Raw genomic sequence first — 12,489 nt, forward strand, 5'->3', positions numbered from 1 at the left:
GGCTGCTACGCAGCAACGGCTACTTCGTAGCCTGCGCCTTCGCTACGCTCGGTCGGCTGCTACGCAGCAACGGCTACTTCGTAGCCTGCGCCTTCGCTACGCTCGGTCGGCTGCTGTCGCAGCAACGCGGGACTGCGTCCCGATCTCGCCCAAGTGGGCCCACCACTTGGGCTCGTCGCGCCTTGCACTCGACGCAAAGTCCTCGGTGATCATCCGCGCCCCCTCATGAAGTATCCGGGCTAGGCCGATTCCTTCGGCAGCGGAATGAACTCGCTATCGCCTTCGATACCCTCGAACCGCCCTTCGCGCCAATCGTCCTTGGCCTGGGCAATACGGTCCTGTGAGGAAGAAACGAAATTCCAGTAGATGTGCCGGCGTTCGGGCAGTGGCTCGCCGCCGACCAACAACAGCACCGCGGCCTGCTCTGCACGTAACACGATGTTAGCGCCGGGGCGGAATACGATCAGCTGGCCCTGATCAAACCGAGCTGACTCGTCTTCCACCCTGACCTCACCCCTGACCAGCAAGGCGGCTCGTTCGACATGTTCGGTCGGCAGCTGAAAGCGACTGCCGGCGGGCATGACCAGATTGACGCACATCAGATCGGAATAGGTGCGCACCGGCGAGCGCAGGCCGAAGGCTTGCCCGGCGACGACCGTGAGCTGCACACCCGCTTCCTCGGCGCTGGGCAGTGAATCTGCGCGGTGATGGCAAAAACTCGGTTCGATCTCTTCGTGCTGGATCGGCAACGCCACCCATATCTGCTGGCCGAACAACTCACCGCCATTGGCCTGCACTGCCGGCGGACTGCGCTCGGAGTGCACGATGCCGCGGCCGGCGGTCATCCAATTGACATCGCCGGCACGAATCAGCTGCTCGTTGCCCAGACTGTCGCGATGCATGATCTGACCGGCGCGCAGATAGGTCAGGGTGGAAAGCCCGATATGCGGGTGCGGCCGCACCTGCATGCCCTGCTGGTCAGGGCCAAAACTGACCGGACCAAAATGATCGAGAAACACGAAGGGGCCGACCATGCGCTTCAGCGCCGATGGCAGGGCGCGGCGCACCTTGAAGCCGTCGCCCAGATCGCGCACCGGCGGCACGATGACATGCTCGATAGGCTGAAACGCGGCGTTAGCGCTGCTCGGTGTCATGGTCAGCCCTCCGATTCAGGCGGCTTGGGCGAATTGTGCGTCCAGGATACTCTCCAGCGACGCTTTCGCCGACTCCAGCGCTGCGGCGCGTGCCTCGGCGCCGGAGCCGAGCTTCTCCAAGCGCAGGAAGTGCACATCGGTCAGCCCCATGAAGGCGAACAGCTGACGCAGGTACGGCTCCTGGAAATCCAGCGCCTGCGCCGGGCCTTCGCTGTACAAGCCGCCACGCGACTCAATCACAATCACGCGCTTGCCCGACAGCAAGCCCTGCGGCCCGCTCGCCCCATAGCGAAAGGTTTCACCGGCACGCAGGACGTGGTCGAACCAGCTGCGTAGCGCTGTGGGAAGGCTGAAGTTGTACATCGGCGCGCCGATCAGCAGGGTGTCGGCAGTGCGCAGCTCGTCCAGCAGCTGATCCGACAGGGCGCGCGTTTCCAGCTCAATGGCAGTGCTAGGCGTACCGCGCACACCGGCCCAGTTGGCTTCGGAAAGATGCGGAATCGGCTCGGCACCGAGATCGCGTTGGATTACCCGCGCCTGCGGCTCGATGGCCAGCAGTCGCTGCAGGCTGTGATCAACCATCTGCCGCGAAGCCGAGCCGCTGCCGAGGATGCTGCTGTTGATAACCAGGACGGTAGACATGATGGACTCCATGCGTTGGATGATCGAGTTAGAGTGCGCCCGCCCCGTCGTTGCATAAACATAGATACCAAGAATTCAGCGTTGCGAAATCGCAACGACCAATCGATCAGACCTGGACTCACCTGCTACGGCGCCTCGCTGCAGCGCCGTTCCAGGCCCTGGGCAAACACCAGACTCTGCAGCACCTGATCGGCGCCCTTCCACCAGCCACCGTTCTGATATTCGGCCAGCGGGCCGAGTTGATTCGGGTCGGGGAACATATCGTTCAGTGCTCGCCGCGCTTGCGTGCATAGTGCCGGATCGGGCTGCAGCCATTCGGACATCAACAACAGAGCGATGATCTGCGGCCGGTTGACGAAGAACAGGTTGGCGCCTTCGATATCGACCGGGGTGCAGCCGGTCACCGTGCGTCCATCCATTGAACGGGTGCAGTCAAAGCCCTCGGCCCATTGCCCGTTGATGTCGATCACTCCGGCATTCACCGGCAATCCGTATTGACGATAAAGCAGCGGCAGCTCAACCAGCGCCCGGCGCAGCACACTGCCATTGTCGACCTCATGCAGCACGTCGCCGTAGTTCTGATGCAGGCGCAGCAGGAAGGTGTAGAACATGCTGCTGATCATGAATTGCTGGCCGAAGAAACACGGCACGCTGGCCGGATCATCCTCGGAACAGATCACACCTGAAGCGAGGTTGTCCTGCGCCAGCTCGTCGAGAATTTCGCGCAGCTTGGTATCGCAGGCCTGCCCTTCGCTACCGGGAACAAACTCGGCACAGTTGGCCAGGCCTTCGAAATGCTGCATCGGCCCGCGATCGAGCCGCACTTCGTTGACGAACTGTCCGCGCGTGCCCTGCTGCGCCCGCGGAATGTTGTAGCGATCGATCACGGTGCGACCCTGACGGCCGATGCGCTCGAGGAACGGGTAGTTTGGTCGCAGCGCAAACGCGATGTGTTGGCCGCGATTGTAGTTGTAATCGTCCGAGCCAAAGCCACTGCGGTGCCACAGTCCATCGCCACTGCCGGTGGAGGTGACGACGAATCCATTGCGGATCGTGTCATCGCGATCGCCAATATTCAGCGCCGCGGTCTGCGCCATCAGCCAGGTCTGCGGCAGGGCGAAGTCCCACACCCACTGTGGATCGCCGGAACGCAGAAACTCGAGCAGCTCGGCCCCACTCGGATTCCAGTAGTTGTGGTAAGGCGAATTCTCCGCCGGGCTGGCATTCACCACCGGATCAAACTGCTCGTTGAATTGCACATCGGGCCACAGCTGGGCGCCGTAGGTCTTGGCGCAATCCCATTGCCCGCCTTCAAACACGCCCGGCGAGGTCTCTATACAGGTCGCTTCACTGACATTCTGTTGGTGGTGGCGATTGAGGAAGTTGAGATAGGGCGATAGCAGGGCGCTGGAATTGCTGCCGGTCAAGGGTGGCCAATGATCGCCCGCATTGATCCACTCGGCTGCATGCGGCAACAGGCCGCGCTCCAAGGCGGCATAGCCGGCATCACGCCACGCCTGCAGTGCGCTGCCGGGCTGCGCCATCGACGCTGGCGCCAGATCCAGCCGAGCGCTGAACCACAGGGCCTTGCCCTCGCCAATCAAGATCGGTTCGGAGATCGCCTGCAGGCGTAGCCGGTCGCCCTCGGCCACCAGGGCCTGGGGTTCGCGAAAGCGCATCCAGGGCATTTGAATCGCCGCCAGCACCCGGTCGTTCTGCATTCCGACCTGCGGCCGGGCAAAGAACTCGGCGCTCTCCAGCGTGCCCGCGCCTTGCTGCACCCGCGCCCGTCGCCACGGATCGCCGCTGCCGCGCCGCTGCTCCACCCGGGTTGCACTGGCGCCGGGGCTGGCCACCGAGCCGATCGTGCCGCTGCCGGCGTAGAAGTGACTGCCGGCATTGGCGCTATCGGCATTGAACAGAAGGTTCCACTCGAACAACAGGACCTGGCCCGTCTGATCGATCCAGCTGGTGCCGAAGCCATCGCTGCAGGCGTAGCGCAGCAAATAGTACAGATCGACCTGGCGCCGACCGCGATAAAAGCGCGCCTCGACACTCCACTGCCAGGCCGGGTACGGCGTCACGCCACCGACGACGCAGAGCGCATCGTTGTCTCCGCTGTCAAAATGGCCATCCATGGTCAGCACTACTTGGGTGGATCCCTGCTCGCGCAACTGCGCTGCATCCACCACCAGGCTGCCGGCCAGCTCATTGCCGGCACTGAACAATTCGCCGCCGCTGCCATCGCCTACCCGCAATCGCGGCCCATAACCTGCGGTTCCCGCCTGATAGCTCAACACCGGATCGAGCAAGGCCGAGCCCGGGCTTGCCCGCAGAGCAATGCTTTCGAACAGAGCCGGATTGCTCGGATCAACCACGAACTCGGCCAGGCCGGTGTCGATGGTCCAGCGCCCGCCGCTTTGATCCACGCTGATCGCCAGATTGTCGACCGGCGCGGTCGGTGCGCTGTCATACCGCAGCAAGGCGACCACCGTGCTCTGATTGGCCAATACGTCGACCGGCACGGCGATCTGCAGCCAGCGTGCCGCGGCATCGACCTGTTGTGGTTGGCCCCAGCGGGAAAGAATGCGGAACTGCGCCGGCAGCCGTACATCGCCCGGCCCGGCCAGCACCAATCGCGCCAGATCGGCATCGCGCAAATCCACTGCTCGTGGCACCGGCACTCCGCCGTAGGCCAGCTCGCTGCGGGCAAAATCGCGATCGTTGCGCAGCTCAAAGCAGGTCAGCAGTGCGCGATTGCCCGCCGGCAACGCGCCGAGGCCAGCGCTTTGCACGGGCCCCGCAAGACAGGGAATGCTGCTGACCGGCGGCCCGGGATCTTCAAAGCCGTCCCTGAACACTTGATCCGGCAGCGGCCCGGCCTGGGCCACGTTCAATACTGCAAGCAGAACGACCAGACGCCACATAAGACCTCCGCCACGTCGACCGCCAAGCCATTATCCTACTCTCGGTGCAGGCCACCTGCGGCGATCTACCCGCGCGAATCGCCGACCGAATTCGGGCAGCGGCGCGTACATACGCAAAGCGCCGCAAGGGGCGACGCAGAGCCACAATTCGGCGCCTGGAAATTTGCGGACAAACGTCATTCCCGCTTTCGCGGGAATGACGAGAGTAGTGCAGGGTTGGGATTCGCCAGCCACCAACGGGACATTCTGATAGCTGCCAACATTCTGCGCTGCCGCTTTGGCCTTACTGCCAACGAATCTTGAGGTTGGTAATGAACACCGTGTAGTCACGGCGCGCCTCATTGGCCGAGGCCATGAACAGGCCGTTCAGGCCGCTGGGGAACGGACTGGCAGCGGTGAAAGGCAATCCTTGTGCGCCATTAATCGCACCGGTTTGGTTGCGGGTGTCCCAAGACCCCTTGGCCACGACGTAGCCGCTTGGATTGCGCACTTCCACATCAAGGATTCCGCCCACACCATGCGGACCACCACCGACCTCAGTGACGCGGGCCGAAACGCTGTAGGTGACAAAGTTCTGGAAGGCATTGGCGTAGCCCGCGCTGGGACCGCGCAGGGCAATACTGCCCGCTACGTCGGTCCATGAGTTGGTGTTGGGCACCCACCAGGCTTCAAGAGTGAGCATCGGCTCGCCAGCACCACGCTGCTGCCAGAGATTCATGCCCAGGCCGCGTTGCCAGGTGCAATTCGGGCCGACTTGTCCGGCTGGCGCCTGGAAGGGGCAGAACTGTGCGACATCAGCCCGGTGCGCATGCAGGTGACCGCGGAAGCCGAACGACAGATGGTCGCCACCGCCCTGCTGGGCCGGTATGCCGAAGAAATCCCGGCTCATGAAGTTGAACGTGATCACCTGCGTTGATCGGCCGGCCGGTCGAACCGAGTCAATGTTGACGGTGGGGAAGAAGAAGTCACGAAAGCGCGTGGCGTCGTCGCCGTTTGCAAAACACGCGTGGCTGGTGTCCTGGGGTTGGGTGTTACTGGCCGGCCCGGGGCAGCGCATACCAAGCAGGAAATGCCTGCCGGCGGCGTTTTCCCAGTTCGGCTGGGCTGAGCTGTAGACATAGCCGGCAATGCGGTCATAGGACCAGCCGCTGGCGCGCAGTTGCTGCACGGTGCTGTTGTCGGTGGTGTACTGGTGCACCTGGTTGCCGGTGGTCGGGTTCCAATAGTTCAACCGATGCAAAGCGACCGTACCCGGAACCGGCAACTCATAGATATAGCCTTCTACGCCCTCGAACTGGTAGTTGAATTCGGCTTGAACCAGATTGACTTCACTGATCTGTCGGCCGTTGTAGTACTCCACCATTGAGTTGTCTGTGGTGTAGAAGTGGTTGTACTCCGGCCAATCCTTGTAGAAGCGCTTGAACGCCTGTGTACCACTTTGTTGCCGGCGCTCCAGATGGGCAACCACTTTTTGCCCGGTGTAACCGAACATGGACTTGGCGATCTGAACCTGTTCGAGGTCGACGCTATAGAAATAGTCGTTGTACTGCCGGCTGTACACCTCGTACAGCGGCACCAATAAGGGCCGGTTGTTCAACGGTTGGGCGCTTGCCACACCCACCAGCCCAAGCAGCGTCATCAAAGCCACGAGTAAACGTTTCAAGATTGCATCCGTCCTGTTGATCCATCGGAAGAGTGCTACGACAGGTCTTTGCCGCAGCGACTGGCAGTCAGTCGGCCCCAGGACATCAAGAAAATCAGCGACGCAAGGCGATCTCGACGTCCGAACGAAGGTCCGACAGCCTTTCAACTCGGAATCTTCTGGTGGAATCGATCAGCCGCAGACGCCGAGCACTTCCAAGGCGATGGCCCGACATCAGCCCCGCAGCTGCCGCAGCACCAGGCCCATCATCAGCAGCAGGGCCACGGCAAATCCGATCGACGGATCAATCAGCACGGCCAGCACCAGCCCAACAAGAACGCTAGCGAGAAACGTAGTGCCGTTCATCTTCACCGTCTCACGCTGGCGCGCGCGTGCCGCAGTTCGGCCACGCTCCTCGATCAGCATCCGCTGAGCGATGGCTTCGGCCTGTTGCACTCGCAGAGGATCCGCCGCAGCGGTCGGGGCAGCGCTTGACGCGCTGTCCTCTGGCCGAGCGGTGCTTGGCACCAGAGCACTCGCGGCGTCGTTGGGCATTGCAGCGCCGTGTCTGGTCCTGGCCCGCTCACGCAGTGAAACGATGGGCGGCATCGAGGGCAAGGAATCATCCGAGCCATCCTCTGCTCGAATCGTGCCTAGACGCGCTGACAGGCCAAAATAGATGTAGGCAAACAACAGCCAGGGCACCACGGCTCGCGCCGCCTTCAGCCCCGGCGGATAGTCGGACGCAAGCACCCAGGCCAGGACGGTCACAGCGAAGAGTGCACTGCTGCCGATCGCCCAACGTTGCCCGAAATAGAGAAACCTGCCGGTCAACACCAAGCCCAGACCGTTGATCATTCCGTACAGATCGCCGAAATACACAGCGACAGCGGCAATCAACACACCCAGGATTTCCAGCGCCGCGCCCAGCCTGAACGGCGGATCGTGGCTCTCGAAAGGCGTATCCGAGCGCAAGCGCCGCATCGAGGTTGCGATCAAGACCACGATCACCAACACACTTAGACCGCGCATCGAGGCCACGTAGATCGGTCGCCAGGTTCTGGACTTGACGGACGATCTGGGCATTCTGTCCTGCCATGCATGCCGAGCGATTGGCGGCTGTAGACTGCGCGAGTTGACCGATGCCGAGGCATCGACCTCGGTCAGCACGCTGTCGGCCGCGGGCACAGCAGCCTCCAAGGACCCAGCCGGCAGCAAAATGACCAACAACAGGCACAGCAGCAGGCGGATCGAGGTCATACAGAGGCGGCGAGCGGACAAAGAGCTGCAAGCGTAGCAGGGCCTCGGCCGCCTGGCGCTTTCTCAATGACCGACTTGTCGCTATCGTTTCAGCATAGACGGCCACCGCGGCTGTTGCTGGCCTCCGGAGTGGATGATGTATCGATCAGCTAAGTATTCCGTATTGTTGATGTCCCTGCTGGCGGGCACCGCCTCGGCAGTCGAGCGCATGCCGGTCGACCTGTCAGGTTGGGAAATCACCATCGACGGCGTGCCGGTGTGCAGCGACCCCAGTCTCAACTTCAGCAGCCGCAAGGTTGAATGTCGCTCAGAGGCGGTGAAGCAGGCTGAATCTGCCAAGACCGAGGACGCCTTCAGCCAGCAGCTGAAGGAAGAAGAGCTGCGTGCGGAACAGGAGGCGCGGCTGGTGCAGGTGCAGCGTCAATGCCGCAGCGACGCCTCCTACGCCAGCGTATTGAGCACAAACCTGCGTTACGACGCGACGCGCAATGTGTGTGTTGAGAAAGGCAGCGGCCGCGAGCAGCCTTGCCCTGATTGCCCGGTGATTGTGCGCAGCCCCAAGCCGCCGGTGGAGCCCTGATCCATCGGTTCGAGCACGACGACCGGGCCGGGGATGACGCGCACCTAGCCCGGATATTTCATGAGGGGGCGCGGATGATCACCGAGGACTTTGCGTCGAGTGCAAGGCGCAGGCTACGAAGTAGCCGTTGCTGCGTAGCAGCCGTTGCTGCGTAGCGAAGGCGCAGGCTACGAAGTAGCCGTTGCTGCGTAGCAGCCGACCGAGCGTAGCGAAGGCGCAGGCTACGAAGTAGCCGTTGCTGCGTAGCAGCCGACCGAGCGTAGCGAAGGCGGGAAGGGCCATGGATGGCCCTGCTCTGGGAGCGAGGAAGGCGCAGGCTACGAAGTAGCCGTTGCTGCGTAGCAGCCGACCGAGCGTAGCGAAGGCGCAGGCTACGAAGTAGCCGTTGCTGCGTAGCAGCCGTTGCTGCGTAGCAGCCGAACAACGCGGCAATCGGCGCAAAGGACCTCAGGGCGAATGCCCTGCGTAGCCGCGCAGCGGCCGAATGAGGGCCGTGCCAGCGCCGAAAGATCGCGAACACTCTGTTCTCTCAACACCATCGGTCGAAACTCTCGCCCCGCTTGGAATTGCCGGATCTTTCGGCGCGACCTCATGAAATATCCGGGCTAGAAGTGCTCAGGTGCCAGCTCTTGCATGCTTGCTACGCCGGCGCCGATCGTGGCATGACCAGCACGAAGTGCGTGCCTTGAGCCGGTGCGCTTTCCACTGAAAGAGTGCCGCCCAGCTTCTGGCTGACCAGATTGAACACCAGGTGCAGGCCCAGGCCCGTACTGCCCTGGCCGCGGCGGGTGGTAAAGAAGGGATCGAAGATGCGGCCGAGGTGCTGCGCCTCGATGCCTCTGCCGTTGTCGGAAAAGCGCACTTCCACCCGATCATGCTCCAGCTCGGCGCAAGCAATCTCGATACGACCGACCTGCTCAGGAGCGAAGGCATGGATCAGGGCATTCTGAATCAGATTGCTGAACACCTGGCCGAGCGTGCCAGGGAAGCTGTCCATGCGTAGATTCTCTGGACAACGAACCTCGATGTTGATCGGCCGGCGCCGCCACATCGGCCTGACGCTGGACAGCAGCTCGGAGATCAACTCATGCAGATAGAATTCGCGCCGACCGTCCGCCGTTCGGTCGACCGAGACCTGCTTGAAGTTGCTGATCAACTCGGCGGCGCGGCTGAGATTGCGCTCGATCATTTCGGCTGTGGTCGCGGCCTCGCCAAAATAGCCGGCCAAGGCCGATCGGGTCAGGGCTCCCTGCTCAAAAGCCTGGTTCGCGGTGCGCGTCAGCACGCCGAGGTGACTGCCGGCGGTCATGGCAACGCCGACCGGCGTATTGATCTCGTGCGCCACGCCGGCGACCAGCGCACCCAGCGACGCCATCTTTTCCTGTTCCACCAAGCTGCGCTGAGTATTCCTGAGTTGCTCAACGGTGTGACTCAACTCCGCCGTACGTTCGTCGACTTCTCGCTGAAGCTGCTCGCGCTGGCCGGCCAGATAGCGCATCCGTCCTCGGTAGGCGGCCCAGGCCAAGGCGATCAACAGGGCGACGAGCAGCATCCTGGCTGCATGGGTCTGCCACCACGGCGGCACGATGGTCAGCCCCAATTCCCTTGCCGAACCAATCGCCTCACCACTTGGATTCAGTGCTTGCACCTCGAATTGATAGCGTCCGGGCGCCAGATTGGTGTAGGTGGCGAGGTTGCGACCGGCCGCTGCCACGTTCCAGTCGACATCGAATGGTCGCGCTCGGTAGCGGTAACCGATCGCGCCCGGTGCAATGAAGCTTGGAGAGGCAAAATGCAGGCTCAAGCTGCGTGCCAAAGAGGCCGGAATCTGCAACTCCTCGCTGGCGTGGAGGCTGCGCGGCGACCATCCCTGGGCGACGACGTCAAAGCGCTTGCCGGCCAGTTCGAGCGCAGTGAACAGGGCCGGTGCTGCAGCGGGGTCGGCCTTGAGCTGCTGCGGATCAAACAGATTCAGGCCGCCGGCGCCGCCAAACGCCAGTCGCCCATCAGGCAGTTGCGTTGACGCTCGAGTCAGATAGCCATCGCTCAGCACGCCGTCGACGGCGAAGTAATTGCGAAAGCGGCCGTTGTCGGGATCAAAGCTGGAGATCCCACCATTGGTTGCCAGCCACAGTTTGCCATCGCGACCCTGATACATGGCAGCGATCACATCATTGGCCAGACCGGTGGTTGAATTGTGGCCAACATAGCGCGCCTGGCTCGGATGGTCGGTCTTGGCCAACTGCAACTGATACAGGCCATCGCCGAAACTCGCCAGCCATTCGCGACCGTCATCGGCCCGCACAAAGGCGGTGATGTTGCCTGAACGCAAGGCTCCCTCGTGAACATCGCCTCCGCGCTCGTGATGCAGCAGCTGCATGCTCTGCCGGTCAAACCAGAACAGGCCATTTTCTGCTCCCACCAGCATCAGGGTGTCGGAATAGGCTGTGATGGTCGACACCCATCCCACCATCGGATAGCGCGCAAGCACGTCGTGCCCCTGATGATCGGCGACAAACAGACCGCCGGTGACCGTGCCCACCCACAATCGATCTGCGTCCAGATGGAGTGCGAAGGCATCCAATCCGCGCAGCTCGGGTAGATCGATGTCCTCCATGCGCGTCGGATCGCTGCGCGCAACCCGTTTCACTCCATTCAAGGTTGCCAGCCAGTAGGCCTGTTCGTCTTCGATCAATTGGTAAACGAAATCACCGTCGACAGCTGCCAGCCGGTGCGCACGCAGCGGCTCAGTTTCCAGCCTGAAGAGACCACCCCGCGTAGACACCCACAGCTTACCCTGGCGCCCGGTATTGAGGCTGATGACAAAGCCGTCACCGATGCCTGAAGCGCTGAGGTAGTCGCTGTCCAGTCGACCAAAGCGCTGGTTATGCGGATGCAGCATTGAAGCACCACCGGTCCAGGAGCCAAACCAAAGCCCCCCTGCGGCATCGTCGAACACGCTGACTACTCGGCCGCTGCCCAGGCTGTCGCCTTGGTGCGGGCGGTGGCGAAACGGCAATCGACGCCAGGGCTTGTCGGGCTCGCCCTGCAACAGATCAAGCCCGAGGTAATTGCCCACCCAGATCCGACCTGCGCGATCCTGATGAAGCGTGTAAATGGTTTCGTCGCTCGGTTCGGCGTCATGACCAAGCATCTGGCTAAGTGCGTGCAGCATGCCGCTGTCGGGATGATAGACCAGCACGCCATCGGTGTTGGTACCCATCCACAGCCGGCCGTCTCGATCCATCAGCAGTGCAAACACATTTTGAATCGTGGCCGCGCTCAGCGCCGATTCCGGGTTGATGCGCAGTTCCAGCGTGCGCAAACTGTTGGTATCGAGACAGGCGATGCCAGTCGGCGTGCCGATCCACAGCCGGCCTTGTCGATCAAGCGCCAGGGCACGCGCTCGCCGATCAGCCAACAGATCGGTTGGCAAGGCTTCGATCAGCCCGCCATCTGACAGACGAGCCAATCCGCCTTCGGTACCGATCCAGATCACCCCATTCGGGGCCAACAGCAACTGGTTGACGAAGGGATCCGGCAAGGCGGAACTCAACTGTTCGAAACGGTCGCGCTCGGCATCGTAGCGGCTCAATCCTTCGCTGCTGCCGATCCACAGATCGCCAGCAGCATCGGCCGCAATGGCGGTGATCCGGTTACCCGCCAAGCCATACACGTTGTCCATCTGCCGCCGATAGATCCGAATCGACTCGCCATCAAATCGATTCAGTCCATCCTGGGTGCCGAACCAGAGGAAGCCGTAGCGGTCCTGTCCGATCGCGGTAACGCTGCGTTGTGAGAGTCCCTCGGCCACGCCGATGGTGCGAAAGCGTAGGGTGCGCGGCTCGGCCTGATCAAGCCAGTCGTCGGCGCGCGTGTTCTGCACGGTCAGCGCGCAGGCCGCCATCAAAACCAGGACGCGCAAGCAGCGCAGCGCGCCCGATACCGCCCGACTCCGCAACGCGGGCACGCGAAAATCAGCGCGCGTCGCTCTCTCTCGCACAGGTGCAGGCTGGCGCAGACACCACCCCCAAAGTGCGTCTGGGTAAGGTATTCATGCTACTCCATAGTCCAGCACGGCTGCGGCCGCAGGGCGCATTCAACCGCCGCCCGTTTCCTCCGACGAAAAGCTGCTGGCGACGGCAGGGGCCGTCGATCCGGGCTAGCCCGGATATTTCATGAGGTCGCGCCGAAAGATCCGGCAATTCCAAGCGGGGCGAGAGTTTCGACCGATGGTGTTGAGATAACAGAGTGTTCGCGATCTTTCGGCGCTGGCACGGCCCT

At 62.4% G+C, this 12,489-nt stretch carries 9 protein-coding genes; 2 read left to right on the forward strand and 7 right to left on the reverse strand.

Annotated features, from left to right (window positions below; all coding sequences use genetic code 11):
* The coding region (locus IFO71_RS22065) for a hypothetical protein (RefSeq protein WP_225444829.1) at positions 1 to 209 on the forward strand (209 nt) is incomplete at its 5' end.
* Between the two features lie 30 nt (positions 210 to 239).
* Here the strand turns inward: IFO71_RS22065 and IFO71_RS20485 are convergent.
* The 5 genes from IFO71_RS20485 to IFO71_RS20505 all read right to left on the reverse strand — a co-directional run bounded on the left by IFO71_RS20485 (position 240) and on the right by IFO71_RS20505 (position 7,625).
* On the reverse strand, positions 240 to 1,118 hold the full coding sequence (locus IFO71_RS20485; RefSeq protein ID WP_332309427.1) for a pirin family protein: 879 nt from the start codon (positions 1,116 to 1,118) through the stop codon (positions 240 to 242).
* Between the two features lie 51 nt (positions 1,119 to 1,169).
* Positions 1,170 to 1,796, reverse strand: a complete 627-nt coding sequence (locus tag IFO71_RS20490) for an FMN-dependent NADH-azoreductase (RefSeq protein WP_192031553.1) — start codon at positions 1,794 to 1,796, stop codon at positions 1,170 to 1,172.
* A gap of 125 nt (positions 1,797 to 1,921) precedes the next feature.
* Positions 1,922 to 4,723: a hypothetical protein gene (locus tag IFO71_RS20495; protein WP_192031554.1), complete on the reverse strand. Its 2,802-nt coding sequence runs from the start codon at positions 4,721 to 4,723 to the stop codon at positions 1,922 to 1,924.
* Between the two features lie 283 nt (positions 4,724 to 5,006).
* A complete protein-coding gene (locus tag IFO71_RS20500) occupies positions 5,007 to 6,386 on the reverse strand; it encodes a hypothetical protein (protein ID WP_192031555.1) in 1,380 nt (459 codons plus the stop codon).
* A 213-nt stretch (positions 6,387 to 6,599) separates the two neighbouring features.
* Positions 6,600 to 7,625 carry a hypothetical protein gene (locus IFO71_RS20505; RefSeq protein ID WP_192031556.1) on the reverse strand — a complete coding sequence of 342 codons (1,026 nt, stop codon included), beginning with the start codon at positions 7,623 to 7,625 and terminating at the stop codon, positions 6,600 to 6,602.
* A gap of 136 nt (positions 7,626 to 7,761) precedes the next feature.
* Here IFO71_RS20505 and IFO71_RS20510 point away from each other — a divergent pair, with 136 nt between their 5' ends.
* Positions 7,762 to 8,205 (forward strand): hypothetical protein, encoded by a 444-nt coding sequence (locus IFO71_RS20510; RefSeq protein WP_192031557.1) that lies wholly within the window; start codon positions 7,762 to 7,764, stop codon positions 8,203 to 8,205.
* 78 nt (positions 8,206 to 8,283) lie between these two features.
* Here IFO71_RS20510 and IFO71_RS20515 read toward each other — a convergent pair whose 3' ends face one another.
* Entirely contained in the window at positions 8,284 to 8,487 is a 204-nt protein-coding gene (locus IFO71_RS20515; protein ID WP_192031558.1) for a hypothetical protein, read from the reverse strand.
* A gap of 358 nt (positions 8,488 to 8,845) precedes the next feature.
* Positions 8,846 to 12,130, reverse strand: a complete 3,285-nt coding sequence (locus IFO71_RS20520; protein ID WP_192031559.1) for a sensor histidine kinase — start codon at positions 12,128 to 12,130, stop codon at positions 8,846 to 8,848.
* Positions 12,131 to 12,489 lie beyond the last annotated feature (359 nt).

It is taken from the genome of Pseudomarimonas arenosa, assembly GCF_014841215.1.
In the GTDB taxonomy this organism is placed as follows: domain Bacteria; phylum Pseudomonadota; class Gammaproteobacteria; order Xanthomonadales; family Xanthomonadaceae; genus Pseudomarimonas; species Pseudomarimonas arenosa.

Coding starts and splice junctions, on each gene's coding strand:
- IFO71_RS20505 (WP_192031556.1), bottom strand. CDS start 7,625: ATGACCTCGATCCGCCTGCTGCTGTGCCTGTTGTTGGTCATTTTGCTG.
- IFO71_RS20515 (WP_192031558.1), bottom strand. CDS start 8,487: ATGGCCCTTCCCGCCTTCGCTACGCTCGGTCGGCTGCTACGCAGCAAC.
- IFO71_RS20495 (WP_192031554.1), bottom strand. CDS start 4,723: ATGTGGCGTCTGGTCGTTCTGCTTGCAGTATTGAACGTGGCCCAGGCC.
- IFO71_RS20510 (WP_192031557.1), top strand. CDS start 7,762: ATGTATCGATCAGCTAAGTATTCCGTATTGTTGATGTCCCTGCTGGCG.
- IFO71_RS20490 (WP_192031553.1), bottom strand. CDS start 1,796: ATGTCTACCGTCCTGGTTATCAACAGCAGCATCCTCGGCAGCGGCTCG.